The sequence below is a fragment of the Nitrosospira sp. CT genome, from assembly GCF_059489795.1.
Window position 1 is genome coordinate 1 of record NZ_JCAHZJ010000029.1, and the last position, 21,956, is coordinate 21,956.

25 protein-coding genes are annotated in these 21,956 nt (G+C 52.5%); 12 read left to right on the forward strand and 13 right to left on the reverse strand.

Features of this window, described 5'->3' with window-relative positions; genetic code table 11:
- Positions 1 to 547: methane monooxygenase/ammonia monooxygenase subunit C (locus AC52W5_RS04510; protein ID WP_495670128.1), on the reverse strand; the 547-nt coding region annotated here is incomplete at its 3' end.
- Between the two features lie 659 nt (positions 548 to 1,206).
- On the opposite strand from AC52W5_RS04510, the gene AC52W5_RS04515 reads away from it, so the two are divergent.
- The 3 genes from AC52W5_RS04515 to AC52W5_RS04525 all read left to right on the forward strand — a co-directional run bounded on the left by AC52W5_RS04515 (position 1,207) and on the right by AC52W5_RS04525 (position 4,377).
- Positions 1,207 to 3,585: a PAS domain-containing hybrid sensor histidine kinase/response regulator gene (locus AC52W5_RS04515; protein ID WP_495670129.1), complete on the forward strand. Its 2,379-nt coding sequence runs from the start codon at positions 1,207 to 1,209 to the stop codon at positions 3,583 to 3,585.
- 162 nt (positions 3,586 to 3,747) lie between these two features.
- Complete coding sequence (locus AC52W5_RS04520; protein ID WP_495670130.1) at positions 3,748 to 3,993, forward strand: hypothetical protein; 246 nt, start codon at positions 3,748 to 3,750, stop codon at positions 3,991 to 3,993.
- 261 nt (positions 3,994 to 4,254) lie between these two features.
- The gene (locus tag AC52W5_RS04525; protein WP_495670131.1) at positions 4,255 to 4,377 is read left to right on the forward strand and encodes a hypothetical protein; all 123 of its coding nucleotides are present in this window, start codon (positions 4,255 to 4,257) and stop codon (positions 4,375 to 4,377) included.
- A 34-nt stretch (positions 4,378 to 4,411) separates the two neighbouring features.
- Here AC52W5_RS04525 and AC52W5_RS04530 read toward each other — a convergent pair whose 3' ends face one another.
- Complete coding sequence (locus tag AC52W5_RS04530; RefSeq protein WP_495670132.1) at positions 4,412 to 4,897, reverse strand: hypothetical protein; 486 nt, start codon at positions 4,895 to 4,897, stop codon at positions 4,412 to 4,414.
- A gap of 570 nt (positions 4,898 to 5,467) precedes the next feature.
- Here AC52W5_RS04530 and AC52W5_RS04535 point away from each other — a divergent pair.
- Both AC52W5_RS04535 and AC52W5_RS04540 read left to right on the forward strand, forming a co-directional pair.
- Entirely contained in the window at positions 5,468 to 5,839 is a 372-nt protein-coding gene (locus AC52W5_RS04535) for a hypothetical protein (RefSeq protein ID WP_495670133.1), read from the forward strand.
- Entirely contained in the window at positions 5,836 to 6,363 is a 528-nt protein-coding gene (locus AC52W5_RS04540; protein WP_495670134.1) for an RES family NAD+ phosphorylase, read from the forward strand. The genes AC52W5_RS04535 and AC52W5_RS04540 overlap by 4 nt, the downstream gene beginning before the upstream one ends.
- A gap of 418 nt (positions 6,364 to 6,781) precedes the next feature.
- Here the strand turns inward: AC52W5_RS04540 and AC52W5_RS04545 are convergent, their stop codons facing one another.
- The 3 genes from AC52W5_RS04545 to AC52W5_RS04555 all read right to left on the reverse strand — a co-directional run bounded on the left by AC52W5_RS04545 (position 6,782) and on the right by AC52W5_RS04555 (position 8,622).
- Positions 6,782 to 6,943, reverse strand: coding sequence for a type IV secretory system conjugative DNA transfer family protein (locus tag AC52W5_RS04545; protein WP_495670135.1), 162 nt, complete (start codon positions 6,941 to 6,943; stop codon positions 6,782 to 6,784).
- A 100-nt stretch (positions 6,944 to 7,043) separates the two neighbouring features.
- On the reverse strand, positions 7,044 to 7,295 hold the full coding sequence (locus AC52W5_RS04550) for a hypothetical protein (protein WP_495670136.1): 252 nt from the start codon (positions 7,293 to 7,295) through the stop codon (positions 7,044 to 7,046).
- Positions 7,296 to 7,506: 211 nt separating this feature from the next.
- Entirely contained in the window at positions 7,507 to 8,622 is a 1,116-nt protein-coding gene (locus tag AC52W5_RS04555) for a hypothetical protein (RefSeq protein ID WP_495670137.1), read from the reverse strand.
- A gap of 233 nt (positions 8,623 to 8,855) precedes the next feature.
- Between AC52W5_RS04555 and AC52W5_RS04560 the strand changes: the two genes are divergently transcribed.
- The gene (locus AC52W5_RS04560; RefSeq protein ID WP_495670138.1) at positions 8,856 to 10,013 is read left to right on the forward strand and encodes a glycosyltransferase family 2 protein; all 1,158 of its coding nucleotides are present in this window, start codon (positions 8,856 to 8,858) and stop codon (positions 10,011 to 10,013) included.
- Between the two features lie 23 nt (positions 10,014 to 10,036).
- On the opposite strand, the gene AC52W5_RS04565 is transcribed toward AC52W5_RS04560, so the two are convergent.
- The 4 genes from AC52W5_RS04565 to AC52W5_RS04580 form a co-directional block, all read right to left on the reverse strand.
- A complete protein-coding gene (locus AC52W5_RS04565) occupies positions 10,037 to 10,987 on the reverse strand; it encodes a polysaccharide pyruvyl transferase family protein (protein WP_495670139.1) in 951 nt (316 codons plus the stop codon).
- Between the two features lie 42 nt (positions 10,988 to 11,029).
- On the reverse strand, positions 11,030 to 11,167 hold the full coding sequence (locus AC52W5_RS04570; RefSeq protein WP_495670140.1) for a hypothetical protein: 138 nt from the start codon (positions 11,165 to 11,167) through the stop codon (positions 11,030 to 11,032).
- Positions 11,168 to 11,185: 18 nt separating this feature from the next.
- Positions 11,186 to 11,458, reverse strand: a complete 273-nt coding sequence (locus AC52W5_RS04575; RefSeq protein ID WP_495670150.1) for a ParB/Srx family N-terminal domain-containing protein — start codon at positions 11,456 to 11,458, stop codon at positions 11,186 to 11,188.
- A gap of 128 nt (positions 11,459 to 11,586) precedes the next feature.
- The gene (locus tag AC52W5_RS04580) at positions 11,587 to 11,943 is read right to left on the reverse strand and encodes a type I restriction endonuclease subunit M (RefSeq protein ID WP_113068287.1); all 357 of its coding nucleotides are present in this window, start codon (positions 11,941 to 11,943) and stop codon (positions 11,587 to 11,589) included.
- 496 nt (positions 11,944 to 12,439) lie between these two features.
- On the opposite strand from AC52W5_RS04580, the gene AC52W5_RS04585 reads away from it, so the two are divergent.
- Together AC52W5_RS04585 and AC52W5_RS04590 are read left to right on the forward strand one after the other, a co-directional pair.
- Positions 12,440 to 12,721 (forward strand): HU family DNA-binding protein, encoded by a 282-nt coding sequence (locus AC52W5_RS04585; RefSeq protein WP_495670141.1) that lies wholly within the window; start codon positions 12,440 to 12,442, stop codon positions 12,719 to 12,721.
- A gap of 306 nt (positions 12,722 to 13,027) precedes the next feature.
- Positions 13,028 to 13,297, forward strand: a complete 270-nt coding sequence (locus tag AC52W5_RS04590) for an ArsB/NhaD family transporter (protein WP_495670142.1) — start codon at positions 13,028 to 13,030, stop codon at positions 13,295 to 13,297.
- A gap of 171 nt (positions 13,298 to 13,468) precedes the next feature.
- Here AC52W5_RS04590 and AC52W5_RS04595 read toward each other — a convergent pair whose 3' ends face one another.
- Complete coding sequence (locus tag AC52W5_RS04595; protein WP_495670143.1) at positions 13,469 to 13,867, reverse strand: hypothetical protein; 399 nt, start codon at positions 13,865 to 13,867, stop codon at positions 13,469 to 13,471.
- A 608-nt stretch (positions 13,868 to 14,475) separates the two neighbouring features.
- On the opposite strand from AC52W5_RS04595, the gene AC52W5_RS04600 reads away from it, so the two are divergent.
- Complete coding sequence (locus AC52W5_RS04600) at positions 14,476 to 14,865, forward strand: type II toxin-antitoxin system RelE/ParE family toxin (protein WP_495670144.1); 390 nt, start codon at positions 14,476 to 14,478, stop codon at positions 14,863 to 14,865.
- Positions 14,843 to 15,160, forward strand: a complete 318-nt coding sequence (locus AC52W5_RS04605; protein ID WP_495670145.1) for a helix-turn-helix domain-containing protein — start codon at positions 14,843 to 14,845, stop codon at positions 15,158 to 15,160. The genes AC52W5_RS04600 and AC52W5_RS04605 overlap by 23 nt, the downstream gene beginning before the upstream one ends.
- A 359-nt stretch (positions 15,161 to 15,519) precedes the next feature.
- Here the strand turns inward: AC52W5_RS04605 and AC52W5_RS04610 are convergent, their stop codons facing one another.
- The gene (locus AC52W5_RS04610) at positions 15,520 to 18,696 is read right to left on the reverse strand and encodes an efflux RND transporter permease subunit (RefSeq protein ID WP_495670146.1); all 3,177 of its coding nucleotides are present in this window, start codon (positions 18,694 to 18,696) and stop codon (positions 15,520 to 15,522) included.
- A 21-nt stretch (positions 18,697 to 18,717) separates the two neighbouring features.
- The gene (locus AC52W5_RS04615) at positions 18,718 to 19,863 is read right to left on the reverse strand and encodes an efflux RND transporter periplasmic adaptor subunit (RefSeq protein WP_495670151.1); all 1,146 of its coding nucleotides are present in this window, start codon (positions 19,861 to 19,863) and stop codon (positions 18,718 to 18,720) included.
- A 488-nt stretch (positions 19,864 to 20,351) separates the two neighbouring features.
- Between AC52W5_RS04615 and AC52W5_RS04620 the strand changes: the two genes are divergently transcribed.
- Both AC52W5_RS04620 and AC52W5_RS04625 read left to right on the forward strand, forming a co-directional pair.
- Positions 20,352 to 21,104 (forward strand): type 1 glutamine amidotransferase domain-containing protein, encoded by a 753-nt coding sequence (locus tag AC52W5_RS04620; protein ID WP_495670147.1) that lies wholly within the window; start codon positions 20,352 to 20,354, stop codon positions 21,102 to 21,104.
- Positions 21,101 to 21,556 (forward strand): hypothetical protein, encoded by a 456-nt coding sequence (locus tag AC52W5_RS04625; RefSeq protein ID WP_495670148.1) that lies wholly within the window; start codon positions 21,101 to 21,103, stop codon positions 21,554 to 21,556. The genes AC52W5_RS04620 and AC52W5_RS04625 overlap by 4 nt, the downstream gene beginning before the upstream one ends.
- Positions 21,557 to 21,775: 219 nt before the next feature.
- Here the strand turns inward: AC52W5_RS04625 and AC52W5_RS04630 are convergent.
- Positions 21,776 to 21,956 (reverse strand): hypothetical protein (locus AC52W5_RS04630; protein ID WP_495670149.1); only part of this gene is annotated, 181 nt, incomplete at its 5' end.

Genomic DNA, 21,956 nt, shown 5'->3' on the forward strand with positions numbered 1-21,956 from the left:
GGCGCGTACTTGCATACAGGAAAGTCGATACGCCCATGATGATGTACATCGGGAACGCCCCATAGAACAGCGGTATATGGCTGGGTGTAAAGCTGGTGTCGCGGATGATCACCTGGTGCCAGGAAGCATCCTGCTCGGTGAAGAAGCTCGATCCCCAGTAGACGCCGAACATGTACACGCCAAGCCACATCAGGAAATAGAAGTACCGCTTGATTTCCTTCTTCACTGTAAGGCTTGCCAGTTGCTCCTTCGTATCACGCGTCTTCCATACCCAGCCCCAGACCAACAGGGCCAGGGTTGGCCAGAGCATCATCTGGAAACGCCATAGTCCCATCCAGATTTGCTCGAACTCCGGCTCCATGGAGTCCATCCCGTGGGAATAGGCATAGGTGCGTTGAAACCAGATCCAGAAAACCGCTATCCCCAGTATCGGCAGCAGACCCAGCTTGTAGAACCTGGAGTCATACCATTCCGACATGTCGTAGGCACGACTGCTTGTCTTCGCCGCCTTATCTACTACTACTCTATTTTCAACTGCAGTAGCCATTATCAGCTCCTTTTTGCAAGTCACTCCGAATTCAACTGAAGGGAATTCAGGAATCAAGAACAAGTAATCAGGAGGGGGTGACAAGACGAGTATCACCCCCAGTCTCTACCGATCAAAAGATCGCTGCCGCCAGCATTAGGGGGTTGCAGGAGGCGTACCCCCTTGGCAGCTTCAATGAATCAGAAGAGCGCTACCAGCAGTGCTACTGTCATGCCCGTGAAATATGAAAGGGCAATGAGTTTTCCTTTTTTCATTACCTTCTCCTGGTGGTGTTACACCACGTTTATCAAATGCTACGATTGTGAAGTTATTGTTATTTTCTTGTGAAGTTTTTGTTGTCTTATTGTGAAGACACTTTTTGATCGACCAAGTTCCCCTTGAAGAATTTCACGTCGGACCAGCTCACGCCCCTGAGCTGACCTATCTCCAGAGGCAGGAAAGGAACAGAAAAGGGATCAGGGGCAGGATTTTGGCCGCAGGTCTCATCCGTGCACGTTGGAAAACTGAGCTTTCTCAGGGAAAAATTACTCCCCGAGCAGGATTTGCTAGTCTGTAAATATGAAAGTCACTGACGCGGGGTGGGTATGAATGCGGAAATAAAGAACCTTCACGGAGGAATCTGCCAATCTAAATTGCCCGGGTGGCTTCAAGGCAGTGAAATGGGCACGATCATTTTTGCCCATGAGTGGGCAGGCTCCAGCCTCGGACTCGTCGGGAAATGGCCGCAGCACCTTAAATTCGCAGTCAATACCATGCTGTTGATGCCTTCGGCTGCCATGTTGCTTTGGGACCGGGATCTCATCCAAATCTACAATGACAGTTGTCGTAATTTGATGGGCGCAAAGCACCCCCTGTGTCTTGGGCGGTCAGTACGAGAATGTTGGCCAGAAATATGGGACTTCGCCTCGCCCATCTGCGAGGCTGTGATGCAGCGGTGGGAATCTTTTAATTTCGAAGATAAACGGTTGGTGGTAAACCGTAATGGGGTAGCCGAAGAAGTATTTGTCACACTCACCTACAGTCCCGTTCCAGGAAACATCTTCGCCGATCTCTCCAGCGGAATGACAACTGAAAGGGGCGAGGCGGGCGGCGTGCTCGTGACGATAACCGAGACGACTGAACTGGTCAGGGCGCGCGCTTGTGAAGCAGAGAAAGCTCGCCTTAAGGAGGCGTTGGCCGAGCAGGCGCTGCGTGAGAGTGAAAACCGTTTTCGGCAAGCGCTCGAGATTGATACCGTGGGAGTTGTTTTCTTCGATAACGCTGGACTGACTACAGAAACGAATGATGCCTTCCTGGAGATGAGCGGCTTCAGCCGTGAAGATCAGCGGGCTGGGAGGCTGCAATGCGATAATCTGACACCGCCGGAATGGCATTCAAGGACTTCGCGGGCTACAGAGGAACTCCGGGAGATTGGCCGAGCTGCTCCTTATGAGAAGGAACTGTTTCGCAAGGATGGGACACGCTGGTGGGCGTTGATCGCCACGAAACGCCTCAACGACAAGGAGACGGTGGCATATGTTCTCGACATAACCGAGCGCAGGCGCGCCGAGAAGAATCTGCGCGAGAGCGAGGCGAGATTTCGCGCGCTTGCCGAAGCTTCTCCGGCGTTGATCTGGCAGGTGGACCCGCACGGGGAGACGGTTTATGTGAACCAACGCGCAGTCGAGCTGATGGGGATGACCGCGAAGGAATTGATGGCGGGGGAATGGCGCTCCATTCTCCACCCCGACGATGCTCCAGCCTATATTGCTGCCTTCGACAGGGCGGTCATGGACCGTTCGTACTTCAAGCACCGCGTCCGGATCAGGAATCGTGAGGGCGGATGGCGCTGGCTCAAGTCGCATGGCATGCCATGGTTTACCGCTGGGGGCGAGTATGCGGGACATGTCGGCATATCACTCGACATTACTGAGACGGTTAATGCGGAAACAGCGCTGCTGGAAGCTGATCGGCGCAAGGATGAATTTCTGGCAACCCTCGCACATGAGCTTCGCAACCCGCTGGCGCCAGTCGTCAATGCGTTGGCGCTGATCTCCCGTCCGGACAGCGCTGCCTCCATTCCGCCCCTGCTGCCCATCATCAACCGCCAGGTCAACCACATGGTTCGGCTGGTTGATGATCTGCTGGAGATATCGCGCATTACCACCGGAAAGGTGGAACTGCGCATAGCACCAATCGATCTTGTTGGTGTTCTGCGTAACGTCATCGATGCAAACACCCCCGAGATTAATGAAAAGCAACATGAACTGAGCGTGTCCCTTCCTGAGGCACCTCTGATTGTGCAGGGTGATGCGGTGCGGCTTGAGCAGATTTTTACGAATGTGCTCACCAATGCCGTGCGCTACACCCCAAACTGCGGGCATATCTGGATTGCCGCCTCCCAGGAAGACAATAGCGCTGTCGTATCCGTAAGGGATAACGGTATTGGAATTCTGCCCGGAATGCTGCCTCGCTTGTTCGATATGTTCTCCCAGGAGCGGCGCTGCGGCATCGGCACACAGAAAGGACTGGGCATCGGACTCAATCTCGTGGACCGCCTTGTCAAAATGCATGGGGGTACGGTCGAAGCCAGAAGCGAAGGGAAGGATAAAGGCAGCGAATTTATTGTGTGCCTTCCCCTAAGACAAACCCGGGTCGGTAAAAAAATGCAACAACCCGAGAAAACGGTTTCGGCAAAGCCTGGCCTGCGTGTATTGGTAGTAGATGATAATCATGACGCTGCCGAAGTCCTGTGTATGCTGCTCCAGTCGATGGGCGTTAATGTGGTCGCGGTGGATAGCGGTCCTGCTGCCCTTGCGGCCATTCCTGATTATGGCCCCCATGTGATCCTGATGGACATCGGTATGCCCGGGATGGACGGCAACGAGGTAGCACGGCGGATTCGGCAGCAGCCCGAGTTCAATGATATAAAGCTCGTCGCGCTCACTGGCTGGGGCCAGGAAAAGGATCGCCGACAGTCGCAGGAGAGCGGTTTCGATCATCACCTCACCAAGCCGGTGAATTTCCAGGTCTTGAAGGATTTGATTGCATCCTTTTAGGCCTGCTGATCGTCTCCTTATTCCGGCTGCGCTTGCCGCTCTACAATAAGCGAACCCGCTCCCGCTAGTGATATCATTGCCGGTCCCCTAATGAGTCTTCCTTATGAAGGCGTGGTATCGGCCAAACTCAATAGAGGTGAATCACGGTTTAAGGATATGCTAATGAGTAGACTGTATTGGCTTTTGACAGCGCTGGTTGCATATGCGTGCGATAAGGACGTTCCGCACGTCGACGATCCATTCAATATCGTAGTCAACGGTGTAAGCATGAGCTCAGCCGATTTCCTCAACAAATATTGTATCGAGAAGGAAGTCGAGCCAACCTGCTTAAAGGTAAGACACGCAGTAAGAACAAGTATTAGAGGCAGGGGGCAGCGTTTCTCCGAAGATAACTCTATTCCGAAGTAACAAGGTTTCGGCATGAGCTTGATTCGCATTTGCAAAAATGCGAAGCCTCAAAGCCTACTGCCTTAAATGAGCCGGCAAAGAGGCTACCGCAGAAATCAATGAGGTTTCCCGCCTCTCCGTCATATTATCCGCTAGCACAATCGTAATAACCGTCCTGCAAAGGTAGTCCGATCGCATCTGACGTTTCCCCTGAAAATCGGTACAGGTTAAAACTGGAGGTAGGATTGCTTCCAAGGCCTCATGAGAGGCAAAGGAGAAGCGATGAAGAAGTCGAGATTCACAGAGGAGCAGATCATTTATGCGCTGCGACTGGCCGATAGCGGCACAGCGGGGGTCGATGCGCTTCGCCTGTCATGGTCTGTGATCCGCAGGAACGGAAATTGAGGGCCGGCCATAGGCAAAGCTGAGCACCCGCGAGCTAAGGAAGAGGCGTACCTCGTTCATACTCCGGGTGTTTGGCAAGATAGTCCTCGTACTCCTCCCATTTCCCAAAGTAGCGCAAGGAATAATATGCCGCTGTCCCTCCATCCGGGACCCTCCTTAGCTGAGAATCTATCTGGTAGACCTTGCCTGCTTCAACGAGGACTCTGATTTTGGGAAGGGTTCGATGGTAAAGATTTCCGTAAAACCCACCTATCTCCAGATCATGAGTTCCAGGATCAACCTGAATCACATATGGAAATCCTATCCAAACGTTGTCTAGTGTCTTTCCGTCAACCCTACTTACAAATACCCCGACAGGGTTATTCCAGGCTTTCCTGTATTTCTGCCCAACAATTGTAGCAACCTCCTTTCCATTTTTTATCCTGCCGTCATACACCTTCACAGGTTCGAACGAAGCACATCCTGAAAGAGCCAGCGCAGCGAGGTAAGCAATCGCGTATCGATTAAAGACCAAATTCATGCAACTTTCTCCTGGAAAAATTAGGCGGAGCATAATTTTATCAGGATACTGATGAGCTTGGGCTTGGGCATTAGCGCAGTGCAGGATTAGAGGAGCACAGGTCATAATGGGCGTACCAGCTAGATTTGGACGCTAAAGGGGCTGGTGTCAAACAGGAACGGGTGATCAGGAATTTTCGCACGTGAGAAAATTATTCCCCTGCAATTACAGGCCTCTTCTCGAGGCCTGTACATTCAGCATGGGAAAACCTTCACGGATGAGTCCAGGGCCATAGTCGATTCATCACTCTCAACGAGGAGCAGCTGAAGCCGCTCGTTCTCGGCATGGAAATTCTTGCCGCGTATTGAGCAACATCATGAGTGGCCTGGAAGAGCGACGACTGCTTGTACTGCCCAAGGTCCGAATGACATCAGGTCGATGTCGATCCCGACCTGAATTTAATTGTTCTGTTGCACAAAGTTCCGCCTGAGCTTCACCGCTTCTGGTAATATGCGCTAACTATGCGTATATTGTGCACATGACATATTCGAATTTCCATATACACGAGGTATTTTCTGATGCGAGGTCCCTATGACTACTATAGCTTTTGAAACCTTCGTTGAGACGCTTCGCCATGACGACACGCTATCGCTCTCGCCGATGCGCGTCGCTGACGCCTTGTCACTCCCGTTGCAGGATCTCGCGGCAACTGCAGGCGTTCATCGCAACACCGTGCGCTCACATCCAGAATCGCCGAAACTGCAGCACTATCTGCGAGAAATGCTGCGGGTGATGTCGGCAGCGAGCGCCTCGCAATCCGATTTCAATCGAGTACTTTTCTGGTTTAAAAATGTGCCGATCTCATCGTTCAATCACAAGACAGCCTTACAACTCATCGCTGAAGGGCGGACCGACGATGTCGTCGCCTACCTGGAGTCTATCCAGTCAGGCTATGTCGGATGATCTTGTCCAGTCTCAACGCGACCGAACTCTATCGGGCGCACACGCCCCGATGGTCGTTCGCACCGCTGAGTGGCGCCGGTGCTGCAGTGCAAGGCGGTCGATTCAACCGTAAGGGTATCGAGGCTCTATATCTCACTCTTGAAGCAGAAACAGCCTTGGCTGAGTATCAACAGGTCAGCTCTCTGCTCGAACCCTGCATGCTTACTTCGTACATCGCATCGGTAGGCCGTGTGGTCGATCTGCGGCAGCTTGATGGTAGCGACGTCTGGGACCCGCTGTGGACGGATTGGGACACAGACTGGCGCAATTTTGCGTTCAACCTGCACATCGAGCCACCGACATGGGTTCTTGGCGATCTGGTGCGCGAGGCAGGCCATGCGGGAATCCTGTTTCCTTCGGTGGCGGACAGGGGTGGCACTAACGCCGTCCTGTACCAGGATATTTTTGCGAGTGGCGATTCCATTACGGTGCATGATCCGCACCACGACCTGCCGATTGATCAGAGCAGTTGGAGGCGGAGTTAAATATTACCAAAAGTCCGAAATGGGCTACCCGGATTGCAGGCTGAATCGACTGGAATAGTTTCCTTGAATGTGGTTGCGTCAAAAGGCTTTGTCCACTGTCGTTAATTGGGCGCGCCACGGCAGTTGATTGCCAGATAGTTGTGGGACTGAGAGTTCTTCATCACGCTTTTTGTCTAAAATACCGAAGAAATCCTAGAAGACAATCAGGGGCTTAATCACGCCCCTCACCTGACCCACATCCACTGGCCCGAAGTAGCGGCCATCGAAGGATGACCAGCTCACGTCTGACATGAGCAAGAGCTCGAACTCGCCCAGCACGTAGTCAGCCCATTCCTGGCGCCTCAGGAGCCTACCCCCCTTGTCCGTCGTACTCGCCCTTCCCTACTGGAGCGTCGCATGCGCAAACACTCATCCACCGTCAGCAGGGAACGTTGCACCTCTTGCTGACGATCGTGGTCTGTCCAGTGAGCTTGGAGAGGTGCTCTGCCGTCTCCACCCGGTTAGGCGGGAAGGCGTTCTGGATGTGGCAGTTGGAGGTGATGGACTCGTCCTGCCCGTAGCCAGCAAGATAAGATGACAAATGAGTATTTTTTAATGTATCATTACATCAGTAATTTGATTTCGGAATAGGTGTCGAAGAAACCCTGAGGGTCAACTACCTGTTATATATAGTATTCTAATTAACGTTCAATCCGAGCTTCCCACCAGGCGGCCATGTCGAGATTCAGGGCAGTCATGAGTACCGCTACATCATCCAATGGCGCATTTTCCCAGCTTGATACGGTATTGATCGAGGTCACCGTGCAGACAGCCAGTAAATCCAGAAGGTCTTGCTGCGACTGTTCCAGCAGCCACCCGAACAAAGTCTTGCCGCCCTGCCCCGCCGCTTCGATGCGCTCTTTCCAGTATTGGCGCTTATCCGCGAGCACCATAGCCGCTCTGCTCTGCTCGATGTTCTCCGCATCAGTCTTTAGATAGGCTTGTTCGATGTTGATTAAGTAACTCGAGTTGTCACTGTTCCGGATAAAGAAGGACGCCAATCCGATTTGGCAGTAAGCAGCACTGATGGATTTATGCCATTTAGGCTAATGTTCTTCTGGTTTAACGGACAAGTTGAGGCATTCGTGCAGAGGTTGGCCTCTTTTAAAAACTACCATGGGTTATCTTTTGAATACTTTCTTCTGAGCGTCGAATCAGCTTCTGCAGCGCTCTATCAACCGGCGGATCAAGATGCCCTACCAGTTCCCTTCGGAAATTAAGTGATAAATCGTTTGGTAATGGGGGCAGAGCCTCAATAGCCTGAACTAAAGGTATGGCTTCCGGCAAAGTACCGAGCTTTAAATCCGGGGCATGCCAAAGCAAGGTCATGCGCAACAATACGCATTTATGACAATAACCACAGTTTCCCAGTGACGATGGATATTCCCAGCATACCCGTAAATGATCCTTCAGTAGTGATCTCGCAACAGGATGATTCACCAATCGCCTTATCTTTTCTGATCTGGAAACTTCATGGCCTATGCTGCTGACTGAAAGTCGACTGGAGGACCAACAAGGATCAAGATCGGGATGTGAACCCCAGGGACCCAAATGGTTCTGATCATAGCTCGAGGAAATAAGCAAAGAACCGATATGTTCCTGCAACAGATGCCCCAAAAACGCGACCGCCGCCCCATGGGAAGCTTCCCAAGATACTCTCCGAAAGAGGCGATGCTCTCTGAGATCCGTCTCAATCACCGTCCAGTCTTTTCCCGATACCTCGGCTACTGTGGCCAATGAATTGCACATTGGTATCAGAATATCTTTTCTTTCTATGGGAACATCAAACCCGGAAGCCAGAATTAAAAGATCAGGAGGTGGATCGGCAAAAAAACAGGAATAAAAAGAATCAACCCCCAAGCTAAATGCTAACCCAACACCCCGGCTTGGCCGACCAGGATTACCTGGTGCAAAGCTAGGTCGAGCCTCTTGCCACCCCCACCACTCATTAATCTGTTCAAGGATTCGCTGGGTGTTTTCTAGCCATATGGGATCACATGAGTCGCCCACAAGACGTCTGCGCATGGCAACCGCGGGTAATAGAAAAACAGTGGCCAAGGCTTCAGGGGAGAGGGTAAGTTCTGTGCGTTCACTTCGGACACGCAGAAAACTACCATCTACCTTGGTACGTAAATCGTTACCGTAATTTACAAGCGATGGTATATGAACGGGAATATCGAAAAAACCGGCTATCCGGTCACGTAATTTTGGGCGGCGCATAATAAACAGGATTCATCTCTGGGATATCGATAACCATACCTACAATCCAAGCAGTAATAAATTAAGGCGGAAAACAAAAAGTTTACTGTCGAGCTATTTAACAGCTGGATGTGTTAACCTCGCGAATATTCCTTAATTGATTGATATAAAACGTTAATATTTTTTGGCATGAAAACTGCCTAAAAAATCTCCACATTTATATTGCAAACAACCCGTCTCGATTTTCCTTTATCGTGAAAAACTACATCAGATCGCAATTTATCGCTCGCTGGAAGCTGCTATGGACTTCTCCCTTGTTTGGAACTGCAGGTCAAACTGGAGATTATGCGAGAAAGAAAACAACACTCGTCACTATGATCAGAAATGAAAAAGCCATCCTGGAGACGTTCTGTGCGCATGTTCTATCTTTATTCGATCGAATTATTCTGGTAGATCATCTTTCATCTGATGGTTCAAGGGAATACATAAAATTCCTGTCGGAAAAATACTCAAATATTGAATGTTATTTCTTTGATGAGCCTGGTTACTACCAATCTGAGCTGATGAGCTGGATAGCAAAAAACCTTGTGGATCAGAAGATGCCGGGATGGGTTTTCTTTCTGGATGCGGATGAGTTTCTGCCGTTTAAATCAAAGGAGGAATTTGATCACAAGCTATCGGGGTTCGGTTCCTTTCCTGTTATTTCCATGCCATGGCTCAATCTGGTACCCCTGGATATGGAAAGCGGTGGAATCATCAACCAGTTTTTCCTGGAACCACCTACGCCGTCCCGCCACCATAAAATAGCATTTCAACCCGGTCGTATTTTTCCGACTGATTATTTTATCGCTCAGGGCAATCATGCTCTCTTCTTGGGAACAAGGTCATCGAAGGTAAAATTTCCAGCGAGAGACAGTTTCCCTATTTATCATCTGCCAATAAGAACAAAGCAGCAGTTGCGGGACAAGATTCTGTATGGAGTGGAGTCATATCGGCGTATGGGGAGGGACCGGCGCGGCAAGAATGGCTCCCACTGGGACGAGATACATAGAATTATGGAGGCGACAAGTCTTACCAACGAACTGATGGCTGGCATTGCCTCACAGTATAGCGATACGTTAAATCCACCCTATGAAAAAAGTTTTGATGAGTTACGGGAAGCCGGTTATAGAGAGTTGCAAATGGAGATAGGCTTTTTGCATCCCATCGTCTCCTTTGCAGATATTGCTTCCCAGCAGGGGGATGTAATTATCGTAGAAGACGGTGATTCTTTACGGAGGATACGTACTCAACCCATAAATCGGAAAATAGACTTTGACCGATCCACGCACTCAATGCAAATGATAGAGGGTACTGCACCTCGCGACCTGCAATTACCAACTCCGGTATACCACCAACACCATCTGCCTTAAATATTGGCAGCTAAGCAGTAATCCTAGGTTGTTGATATACCTTTTTCGCTTGAAAAATTCACAATATTGCTCGAGCCGGTCCACTCGCTGACGTAAGAGCAATTTTTGCCATAGGAGTTATTCAGGACCGTATTCGGAATCTCCATCAGGCAGGACAAAATGTGAGCATGCAACCTGTCAGTCGTTACCACCTCAAATCCGCTGAAAAGATCGATAGCCTCTCCTACAAGTTTCGTTGCGTACTTGATCCACAGATCCATTTCATTGAATAAAAATCTCTGGTCAAGGTGCCCGAGGTGCAATGCTCTCAGCACGCCCCTTATCATCCGAATCCACGTATTTCTACGGCCAACCAGCTCCCGCCAGTCAGTGCGCACATCAAAATCAGTCACCTTTGCGCCCCTGGATTCGGCATCAGCCCTCAATAGCACGAGATGATGCTTTTCCAAAGAGCAGGATCGTTGTATGGGCCACAACTGGTGCGCCATGTCCGGGAGAAGATAAACGTTCCGCGACATGGGAAGCGCCAATTCGAATGATTTACGATCTCTGACACAAATATGAAGATCAGGATGCCTTGAAAAAATCTTGCAGCATTCTATATATGCATCCTGGGAACGGAAGTGGATGGTCTGGGGCAGGATGATTATTCTATTTCCTGACAGCTTTTCAATCACTTGTTGACGCATCTGCTGCGGCCCTTCGTAAAGGTCGCCAAAATTACCTCCTCCTTGGAATACAATCACGTCCCCTAGCCTTGCCCAACTTGAGCGGTACGAAAAATATGTCGCCCTAAGACTTAGCTTCAGTTTATGAAGCTCGAAGAAATGGAGCGTGCCCAGCATGATTAGCAGATCACCGATATTTCGGTGAACAGGCACATCAACATAGTGAACCGGAGCTGCTCCAATCAGGGAAATGAGAACATCATGCTTATCGGCTAGCGAGCGCATTAATTCAGCATGGGATTTCATTATTCCTTGTTTTATCTATTAGTCATTGCTCCTTTCCTGATATTAACTGATCTTTCCTGCTTCTGGCTCATATTCGCGCGGGGCAATCCCATCGGGCGAGAAACCGGCATTTGTCAGGTTGAGATAGGCCATGACGAGATCGGCAGGATGCATATGCTCCCGTCCACTGTTCTCTGACAAGCTCATTTCCAGTGCTTCTTATCTCCCGACCACGCGGCAATCGACCTCGTGATCCTTCGGCAACCGCCCATCGGCTATCAGCAGGTTCAGTGCGGCAAGTCGGCGTCCGCCGGCAACGACTTCATACTTGCCGGATTTCCTGCCCTTCTTTGTTTGCTCAGTCATGAGCAGATTGTGGATCAATCCTTGCGATGCGATCAGGGCAGCCAGTTCCCCGAGGCCGGTTCCCTGTTTCTTGCGGACATTCAGGGGCGAGAGAACGAGGTTTTTGACCGGAGTGCGGATGGTGATGGTTTCAACAGCCTCAGCAGTTCAGCTGCTTCGATGGCCTCAACGGCTTCAATGGTTTTCATGTGCTTTGTCTCCATGATGAATAAATGAAAAGGAAAAGCCGGTGCGGCTGCACCGGCATGAGGAACTCAATACTCTTCCGGCAAAAGGAATGTAGTCACGCTGCGGTCAGCCTCCGTGATGATCCAGAGCGTGTTGTCTCCATAACCCTTGCAAGGCTTGCTCTCGTCGATGGGGTAGGCAGACAGGATGCGCCACTCCGCCTTCGTCGCCTCATTGTTGGTCTTTGCGTCTTCCTCGCAGACACAGCCCCAGTCTCCGCGCACATGGCGGTTGAGGCAGCGGTTAAGCAGTGACAGATCGCCTATGCCCATGGCTCCTCCTGTCGCCACCACCTGGCCCAGCAGGAAAAGTGGATAGATCACTTTTTCTCGTGTAAAAACTTGCTTCTGTTTAACTTGTTCCCGGGTAACGTGTTGTTCCATAAAAGTCTCCCAATGAGTTGAAGAATAAGAGGCTCAAAAAACTGATCCTCTCGCTTGGACTCTCCTCGCTTCGCCCCTGGGGGCGACGGGAGTGGGGAGACAGCCCTTGCCCTCATGGGCAAGGGTTGGGAATGGGTGGGGTGGATAGCAGGCAATAAGCGGGACTATGGCTTCCCGCGAAATTGTTTATCCCCCCACACGTCCCCCTCACGAAACGTTGGGGGGCGTTGTGGGGGGATTGGCGCGGGGAGCTATCGGACCGTGCCGACGAGTTTGAAATTCAAGTGCGCCGCGGCCGCAAAGCTTTGCGGATCACAGGCCATGACAGGAAAGCAAAGCGGCTGGCATGGCCTGTGACAAGCGGCAAACGGGGGATGGGAAATTTTCGCAGCACTGCGAAAATCTCTCATGAATCCCATTTCATTGATTCTTTGCCCGGGGCGATTAACTGTGTAAGCTGGCGGGAGTTTGAAAACTAAAAAGGAGAAAAAGGCTGATGAACAAGAATGAGCTTATCGAGGCCGTAGCCGCGAAAACCTGTTCCAGCAAGGCTCAAGCCGCCCGGATCGTGACGGCATTGACCGAAACCATCACCGAAGTCCTGCAGAAAGGCGATTCCATTTCCCTGCCAGGATTTGGCACCTTCGAAGTGCGCGAACGCAGCGAGCGCACTGGCCGCAATCCCAAGACAGGCGAGCAATTGAAAATTAGCGCCTCCAAGGTACCTGCATTCAAGCCTGGCGCCACGCTCAAGGCGGCAGTCAACGAGAAAGCTTAACTACGCTCGCCGCTGCTGTAACCTTGCTCCCTTTTCCCTGCGTCATCCTGGACCTGGAAACCACGGGCGGCACACCCATGCATGACTGCATTATCGAGATTGCATTCATCCGCCTCGAGGAAGGAACTGCAAGCGATCGATGAAACACAATGAGCGCCTCCGAAACACCCTAAAATAATCCTGATATAGCGCCTGGTAAGCCTCCAGCCGTCTCGGACTTTCGGATACATCTTAGGTACGTTCCAGATTTTCACACTGTTTCGACTGCTAAAGCCCAAAGTCATAAAGAGCGGTTAACCCGCTAGAGTGAGAATTGACCTGCTTGCCGCCATACTGATTTTTCTTGTCACTATTGTGCTGGTGCTCTGGCAGCCGTACCGGTTGGGTGTTGGCTGGAACGTCAGGCTTGGCGCAGTCCTGGCGCTACTGTCAGGCGTGGTCCATCTCAGCAATATTCTTGTGGTCTGGCAGATTGTCTGGAATGCAACGGAATTACTGCAGTTTGGGGGGACATATATTCGTCCGCCGTATAGAAAAAGACGGTTTGACGCAGGAGCGCAGCAAACCCCAATATGACTACACCAGTACCGAATAAGGCAACAATAGTGGAAACAATCACTCGTCTCATTAGTAAGTTTCCTTTTTTTAAAAGCGAGCTTTGTAGCCAGCCGCCGGGGAGGTCAAGCAGCAGCCGTCTGGCTGTCCATTGCCCGCCAGAGTTCAATGCTAAGCCTGGAGCAATCCAGATCAATGTAACGCCATCGAAGCAACATAATCGCGTTTCGCCGGTTGCGACGCCATCCTGTGGTGAAAAGCGGCTTCGGCGGCTTTCTCTGCCGCCCGCTTGTATTTTTGCACTAGAGCAGTGGCACGAGACTGTGAATTCTGTCCGTGGCTCCTATAGAGGTCGCTTTTGTCCTCGTAATACTGGAGCCGTTTCTCGTGTTTTGCTGCTATTTCCACCAGTTTCCTGGCTCGGTTTTCATACCGCCTGGCGAGCTCGTCGTGGTCGGCAAAAGTTCTGATACTTTTTGTAGCCATGCTCGCATTGTCATTCCTTGCTTCGAGCGTACCGCCCCCGGTGCAGGAGGCCAGCAGACCCAGCATGGATATGGATGTTAAAAACTTCCTTGTTTCTTTTCCCATGATAGGTAGACTCCAATGAAAGGGATGAAGCGAAAGCCGCTCCTGCTAATGTGGCCATGACATTGGAACATTGTACTCAGTTGGACTATAAATAAAAGTCACATATTTTGATTGGTATCATAATATTTTGATTATGCATTATGGACCTTAAGTCCTAACTGCAGTAGTTCCTCCGAAAATTCAGAGCAGTCATGAGTCTCGCTCCATCATCCGATGCGCATTTTTCCTGCTTGATACGGTATTGATCGAGGTCGCCGTGCAGACAGCCAGCAAATCCAGTAGGGCGTGCCGCGACTGTTCTAGCACCACCCCGAACAAAGTCTTACGTGACGATTCGCACTTCGGGATCGTGACGTCCCGAGTGCAGTTGGATGAAATTCGCCGGACTAGCGGATATCCCAAATTCCGAGCTGTTTTGCAAGCCACCACTGAGTACTGGGGTCAATAATCTGAAACGAGCCGTGATATTGGAAGGCAGGTAACGCGGAGTATCTGATATTCAGCCCGATGGGCAAGGCCGACTCCAAGCATAAGGATGTTTGAGATGAGACAACTTTTGTGTAATGCTATGTGTGATTATTCTAAGAGATGAGTGATAGGATGACCTTGTGAGGGTATTCAAGAATGCATGGTTCGAGCGCTTCGCGCGTAAGCAATGCATCCCTGACAAAGCCCTGCTTGAAGCGATTGAACGAGCCGAGAAGGGTGGGATTGACGCCGATCTCGGCGGAGGCGTAATCAAGCAACGGGTGGCGCGGAAAGGTCAAGGCAAGTCTGGAGGCTTTCGCACCATCATTCTGTATCACTCAGCAAGACGTGCTTTCTTCGTGTACGGCTTTGCCAAAAGCGAGCGCGACAACATCGATGATGACGAGGAAGCACAATTCAAGAAGGCAGCGGCTCATGTCCTTGGACTGACGGACGAGCAGTTGGCTCAGTTGATCGGCAAGAACCAGTTTTCGGAGGTGCATGAAAATGGCGAAGAAGTATCGGAGTGATGCGCTCGCAGCAATCCACGAGACAATGGAAGCGCTGCATGAGATTGGGGCGGTCGATAAACAGACTATGCGCCAGTTCGACGAGTCGTGCCTTGCTCCCGTGCAGGTCATGTCACCCGAGGAAATCCGTGAGCTACGAGAGCGCGAACACCTGTCACAGCCCGTTTTTGCCCGTTACCTGAATGTCAGCAAGAACCTGATTTCGGACTGGGAGCGAGGTGTCAAGAAGCCGGGTGGCCCAGCATTGCGGCTACTGACTGTAATCAAGAAGAACGGGATTCAGGCAATTGCTTGACTGTTGGGAGATAGATTTGCCAGAAATATCCAAGTGCCTGGATTCTATTGATCCAGCATGCAGTTCAGAACGTCACCACCGGCCGGATCACACTGCGCATCCCGCTACGCCGTCGTACGGCAAGTGTTGTATCAAGTCGGGACAAGCGATGTTTCCCTTATACCCAAGCGCCGTCTCCAAAGGCGTAAGGATATGATCCCGAACGAGAGTTTCGTAATCTGCTCCGGCACCAGATGAGCGCATGCCCAAGAAGTCCGTATACCTTGACGATGACAAGACCTCGACAAGCTTCCGTGCTGTCAGGTATTTCGCAGTGACGGAATTTCCGACGGTTTGGACTTACACCCCCTGAATACCGATTAGTCTTGGGTATGCTCCGGAACACCACCCGCTTTCGGGTTGTGCCTGATAAGCGCACTTCCCGATAATTTGCGAAGAGCGACATAGAACACAGGGGTGAGGAACAGTCCAAACAGAGTTACGCCGATCATGCCCGCGAATACGGTAATCCCCGTGGCTGAGCGCACTTCCGCACCAGCACCTGTTGAGAGTACCAGCGGTACAGAGCCAGCGACAAAGGCAATGGATGTCATGACAATCGGCCTCAGGCGCAGGCGGCAGGCCTCCAGTGCCGCTTCAACGATCCCCTTGCCCTGGAATTCCAGTTCACGGGCGAATTCGACGATCAGGATCGCATTCTTGCAGGCCAGGCCCATCAGCACGACCAGCCCCACCTGCACGAATATATTGTTGTCGCCGCCGGTCAGCCACACGCCGAGCAAGGCGGCGCACATGCATACCGGCACGATCAGGATGACTGCAAGCGGCAGCGTCCAGCTTTCGTACAATGCGGCGAGCACGAGGAAAGCGAGCATGACGGCAAGCGGAAATACGATCAGCTTAGCGTTGCTTTGCGTCACCTGTTGATAGCTCAGGTCCGTCCATTCGAGCATCATGCCGTCCGGTAATATTTCCCCGGCCATTTCCTTTAGCCGGCTGATAGCCTGGCCCGAAGATAACTGGCGCGGATCGGAATCGCCAATCAGGTCGGCAGCGGGATAACCGTTGTAGCGCAGCACCGGATCGGGACCATAGGTCGGCGTGATCGTCGTCATCGCACTCATGGGTATCATATCGCCATTCTCATTGCGGACACGCAGTTTCTCAATGTCTTCAATGCGTTGCCGTTTCCCGGCGTCGGCCTGGACAAAAACGCGATAGACGCGCCCGAAAAGGTTGAAATCATTTACATAGGCTGAGCCCAGATAGATTTGCAGCGTATTGAACAGTTCGCTCAGTGACACGCCGTGCGCTTTGGCCTTGGTGCGATCAACCTTGATTTCGAGCTGGGGAATATTTGCCTGATAAGCACTGACCGGATAAGTGAATCCCGAGGTCTGCGCAATTTTGCCCTGGAAGGCTCTGGTCGCATCCTGCAGCGCGCCATAACCCAGGCTGGCGCGATCCTCCACGTAAAGCGAGTAACCGGAACCATTGCCCAATCCCTCGATCGGCGGCGGCATCAATGCGAAGGTAATACCCTCCTCAATGGAAGAGAATTTTTCATTGAGCTCCGCGACGATGGCGCTGGCGCTGCGGCTGCGCTGATCGAACGGCTTGAGGATGACATAGGCGGCGCTGAAATTAGGCGTGTTGGTAACCTGCAAGGCATTGAGGCCCGCATAGGCTGCCACTTTCTCCACGCCCTCGGTGCCAAGGGCGATATCGACCATCTTGCGCACGACCTCGTCCGTGCGCGCAAGCGACGCGCCCTCCGGCAGCTTGGCGCCGGTGAAGAGATAAAGTTTATCCTGTGTCGGGATAAAACCATCCGGCACCTTATTAAACAGAAGCGCGGTGCAGGCGAGCAGCATGAGGTAGACGGTGAACACGAGCCCGCGTTTTGTCAGCGCGTGCCCGACGGTACGATGATAGCTCCCGGAGCTACGCCGGAAGAAGCGGTTGAAGGGACGGAATACCCAGCCGAGCAAACGCTCCATCACCCGCGATAGCACATCCTTGGGCGTGTCGTGGCTTTTGAGCAGCATGGCCGCCAATGCGGGTGACAGGGTCAATGAATTGATGGCTGAGATTACCGTGGAAACCGCAATGGTCACTGCGAACTGCTTGTAGAATTGGCCGGTTACACCCGTCAGGAAGGCCATCGGCACGAATACCGCGCACAGCACCAGCGCAATGGCAATGATAGGGCCCGATACCTCCTTCATCGCCTGATGAGCAGCGGCAAGTGGCGCCAGCCCTTCCTCGATGTTGCGTTCGACATTCTCGACGACGACAATGGCATCGTCGACGACAATCCCGATCGCCAGCACGAGACCGAACAAGGTCAATGTGTTGATCGAAAAACCGAGCAGGTACAGCACTGCAAAGGTGCCTACTACCGACACGGGCACCGCGATCAGGGGGATGATCGACGCACGCCAGGTTTGCAGGAAAAGTATCACGACAACCACGACGAGCGAAATGGCTTCCAGCAGCGTGTTCTGCACAGCCCGGATCGAATCGCGCACAAAAACGGTGGGGTCCCATGTCGGATCGTAGACGATGCCCGGCGGGAAGCGCTTGGATAGCTCATCCATCTTTGCATACACCGAGTTTGCTACCGCCAAGGCATTGGCGCCCGGCGAGAGGAAGACGCCTACCGTGGCGTTGGTGTTCCTGTTGTTATACGCGCGTACGGTATAGTTGCCGGAGCCGAGTTCCACGCGCGCCACGTTTGACAGGCGCACCACCTCTCCATTCGGGCCACTCTTCAGAATGATATCCCCGAATTCGGCTTCCGTGCTGAGACGGCCGCGCACATTGATTGAAATAAGGAAATCCGGTTTGTTGGGCGAAGGCTCGGCACCGAGCTGGCCCGCCGATACCTGCACATTCTGTTCGCGCAGCGCATTGAGCACGTCGCCGCTTGTCAAGCCGCGCGAGGCGACCTTATCCGGATCGAGCCAGATACGCATCGCGTAGTCGCCCGAGCCGAACAGCTGCACATCGCCGATGCCGTGCAGCCGGGATAGCTCATCCTTGACATGCAGCACCAAGTAGTTGCGCAAATAGAGCGAGTCGTAGCGCCCGTCCGTCGAGAACAGGTTCATGTACATCAACGGCGTCGGGGATTGCTTTTGCGTCGTCACGCCATATTGCCGCACCGCCTCCGGCAGGCGCGGCAGCGCCTGGCTCACCCGGTTCAGCACGCGCACCGCGGCGATATCCGGATCCACGCCGGGCATGAAGGTGATCACTACCTGCAGAGTGCCGTCGGAACTGGCGACAGACTTCAGGTACATGATGCCTTCAACACCGTTGATGGCTTCCTCCAGCGGCACGGCTACCGATTCGGCAATCTCTTTCGGATTGGCGCCCGGGTAGTTGGTACGCACGAGAACGGTGGGCGGGATGACTTCCGGATATTCGCTGTTCGGCAGCAGGGGGATCACAATCAGGCCGGCGGCAAAAATCACGATCGACAGCACAGCCGCGAAGATCGGCCGGTCGATAAAGAATCTGGAGAAATCCACTGAAGTTTACCTCACCGCGCCTTACAGCCCAGTCATCGGGATTTCATTGGGTTTAACCAACATACCGGGAAAGTGGATTTTTTGCTGGCCGGCAACGACGATCCTGTCGTCAGACGCAAGGCCGGACTGTATCACGCGCAATCCTTCCGCCATGCGGCCGGGCACGATGTCCTTGCGCTGGACTTTATTCTCCTTGTCCACCACGTAGACGTACTTGCGGTCCTGATCTGTCATCACGGCCTTGTCATCGATCAGCAGAGCATTTTCCTTCCTGCCGCTGACGAATTGCACCCGCACGAACAAGCCCGGGGTGAAAATGCGGTCAGCATTGGAAAGCACGGCGCGCACGCGTATGGTTCCAACCTCGGAATTGACCTGGTTGTCGAAGAAGTCGATCGCGCCTACGTGGGGATAGCCTTCCTCGTTGGCCAAGCCGACGCGTACCGAAGTGCCGGCCGGCGCACCTTCCCCATCGCGCTCCTGTTCGCCGTAGCGCAGGTAGCTGTTCTCGTCGACGTCGAAGTATACGTACATCGGGTCCTGCGACACTATCGTGGTCAGTATGGTTTGGTCGGCAACGGCCATATTACCGGCGGTTACCAGGGCGCGGCTCGTTTTTCCAGCCACTGGTGCGCGCACCTCCGTAAATTCCAGCTGGAGCTTCGCATCGGCTACCAACGCCTCGGCAGCATCGATATCCGCGGAGGTCTGCGTGTGCGTGGTGCGGCGCGTGTCCAACTCTTCGCGAGAGATTGCCTCGGATTCTATCAGCAGCCGGGCATTCTTATCCCGCATGCTTGCGAGCTGTTCCGCCACGCGTGCACGATCGAGCTGTGCCCGCGCATTAGCCAGTGCTATCCGATAGGGGCGCTGATCGATGAGGAACATCAGGTCGCCCTTCTTTACCTCCTGGCCTTCCTTGTACGCGACGCGCTGCACATAGCCACTTACGCGGGCTCGCAGTTCAATGGTATGGATCGCGCGGACACGGCCAGTGTATTCATCCCATTGTTGCACCGGCTTGGAGACTACCTGGGCGACGCTGACTTCCGGGGGAGGCGGCGCATCCCCGCCGTCCGCCTGCTCGCTGTCGCAACCTGGCAGCGCCAGCGTCAATGCGATGATTATGCCTGGCATAATCGATCGTGTACGGAACATTCTATCCATTTGAGAGTGACGCACGCATATCCCTTTTGGCTATTGCAACAAACAACCAGGTAGGAGTTCGTCCACCTACCACTATCAGTGGCCAGGACCAGGAAGCTCCCACATTCCGTCGACAAATTTGCCCAGATGCTGTCCATCGATTTTCCCTATGAAAAGTCGGATCAAGCCATTCAACGGGTTTCTCCAGAGGCGGCCGCCTCCAGCGCACTGCTGCAACAAATCTGACCAATTTCATTAGATCAAGCCGAAACAAAGGGTTAAGGGACTTATCCACAATCCTATCCCTGGTCTATCCCCGGCAACAGGGGAAAACCTCATTGGATTAACTGGACCCTGGATGCAAGCCATTCGCGGCTTCAACATCAATTTGCAAACATTCTACTGAACTATGTTGATAACCGAGCAGATCAGTCTGAAAGACTCATGGTATTGAATAGACTTGGCTATCGCACCAGCTAACTGGTAGCCATTACACATAGGAGCAAAAAATGACTGCGACCAACAGGATTCTTATCATCGTTACTAATTCGGATACGTTTGAGAAGGTGGGATACAGAACGGGATTGTGGCTTAGCGAACTCGTCGAATTTTGGGATGTTGCTGAAGAAGCAGGCTATAAGATGGATATTGCCAGTCCGTCGGGCGGCAAAGTCCCCCTTGATCCCGAAAGCCTGCTCATCACCGAAATGGGCGATGCCATCGGCCTCAAAGGGAGTCTTTCCAGGCGTTACGAAGACAAAGCCTTCATGAGTCTGCTGGATAACACGTTGAAAGTGTCCGAGGTGGATCCGGCCGGGTACGATGCTATCTATATGACGGGTGGCCACGGCGTCATGTTCGACTTCCCGAAAAACGCATCATTGGCGGAATTGACTGCCAGATTCTATGAATCCGGCAAGGTTGTTTCGGCCGCGTGCCATGGACCTTGCGGCCTGCTGGAAGTGAAACTGAGCGACGGAACATATCTTGTTGAGAGTAAGGAGGTGACGGGCTTCTCCTGGAAAGAAGAGAAATTGGCAAACCGCGACGAAGCGGTCCCGTTCAATCTGGAGGAAGAACTACAAAAGCGAGGGGGGCGATACAGCAAGGCAATGATGCCGTTTGGCTCTCATGTCGTGGAGGATGGCCTCTTGATTACGGCCCAGAATCCCAAAAGCACCAAAAACCTGAGCCAGGCCGTGGTCAGGAAGCTCAAGGAACTCAAAGAAATAGATTCCTTGCCAAAGGAAATGTTGTTGTGAACAACGATACATCGTCTACAGAAGTTACCGATTTGGATGAAAAACGCAACCAGCGAAGGGTAACGGACGCACTCAACAATCTCCTGAAGGATGCCCAAAACGGCAAGCTGAAATGCGCAGCTATTCGTTTGTATTACAGGGATGGCTCAAGTGAAGTGAAAGTGGTCGGTGGCACTCCTGAAGAACGGACAGAGGCTCTCGCCCAACTGCAAGCAAAGGAGACGAAGGCGGAAGTGCTGATGGAGGAAGTGCGCCCCATTCTGGATGAAGTCTTTGCGCATCTTCCAGAGGATGAGCGGATTCGGGTTGCGGACTCACCGGAACGAATGAGGCGCGCACTCAACACACTCTCTGATGAACACCTGGGAACCTTGCGTCCTTTTATCCGGCAGCGATTGATTGAGTGCAAGACGCTGATAGAGGAGTTGTGGTCTATAACGGAAAAAACATAAATAGGAGAGTACTGCGGCCAGAGTCGCCCTACTACTTCATGAAATGGCTCAGGCCGCTCAAGGCTTTGCCCTCAACCAACGGCAAGACCTGGGCATGGGAGGAGCTATCAGAATAGGGCTAACCCCTCCCCTCACCTGCGCCCCATTCACTGACCATTTCTGCTACAGCTTTACCCGCTAGCCCGATCCATCGCGTTGCATAAGCGCGCTGGCATTGATTCAATTGGCGTCACCGGAAGCAGGGCGCGTTGCAAGACGCGCAAGCTCCATGAGGCTGGGCAGGGTGGAGGCAGACTTGAGGGCATTCCGACAAATCCCGCAAATGACTGGGTCGATCTTGTACCGGAATCCAGCAAACCTGATCTCGCACTCCTCAACTGCAACTGACGGTGCAGGCTTG

Coding starts and splice junctions, on each gene's coding strand:
- AC52W5_RS04550 (WP_495670136.1), bottom strand. CDS start 7,295: ATGGTGCTCGCGGATAAGCGCCAATACTGGAAAGAGCGCATCGAAGCG.
- AC52W5_RS04535 (WP_495670133.1), top strand. CDS start 5,468: ATGACTACTATAGCTTTTGAAACCTTCGTTGAGACGCTTCGCCATGAC.
- AC52W5_RS04595 (WP_495670143.1), bottom strand. CDS start 13,867: ATGGGAAAAGAAACAAGGAAGTTTTTAACATCCATATCCATGCTGGGT.
- AC52W5_RS04585 (WP_495670141.1), top strand. CDS start 12,440: ATGAACAAGAATGAGCTTATCGAGGCCGTAGCCGCGAAAACCTGTTCC.
- AC52W5_RS04605 (WP_495670145.1), top strand. CDS start 14,843: ATGGCGAAGAAGTATCGGAGTGATGCGCTCGCAGCAATCCACGAGACA.
- AC52W5_RS04530 (WP_495670132.1), bottom strand. CDS start 4,897: ATGAATTTGGTCTTTAATCGATACGCGATTGCTTACCTCGCTGCGCTG.
- AC52W5_RS04565 (WP_495670139.1), bottom strand. CDS start 10,987: ATGAAATCCCATGCTGAATTAATGCGCTCGCTAGCCGATAAGCATGAT.
- AC52W5_RS04580 (WP_113068287.1), bottom strand. CDS start 11,943: ATGGAACAACACGTTACCCGGGAACAAGTTAAACAGAAGCAAGTTTTT.
- AC52W5_RS04615 (WP_495670151.1), bottom strand. CDS start 19,863: ATGGATAGAATGTTCCGTACACGATCGATTATGCCAGGCATAATCATC.
- AC52W5_RS04555 (WP_495670137.1), bottom strand. CDS start 8,622: ATGCGCCGCCCAAAATTACGTGACCGGATAGCCGGTTTTTTCGATATT.
- AC52W5_RS04620 (WP_495670147.1), top strand. CDS start 20,352: ATGACTGCGACCAACAGGATTCTTATCATCGTTACTAATTCGGATACG.
- AC52W5_RS04525 (WP_495670131.1), top strand. CDS start 4,255: ATGAAGAAGTCGAGATTCACAGAGGAGCAGATCATTTATGCGCTGCGA.
- AC52W5_RS04520 (WP_495670130.1), top strand. CDS start 3,748: ATGAGTAGACTGTATTGGCTTTTGACAGCGCTGGTTGCATATGCGTGC.
- AC52W5_RS04540 (WP_495670134.1), top strand. CDS start 5,836: ATGATCTTGTCCAGTCTCAACGCGACCGAACTCTATCGGGCGCACACG.
- AC52W5_RS04515 (WP_495670129.1), top strand. CDS start 1,207: ATGGGCACGATCATTTTTGCCCATGAGTGGGCAGGCTCCAGCCTCGGA.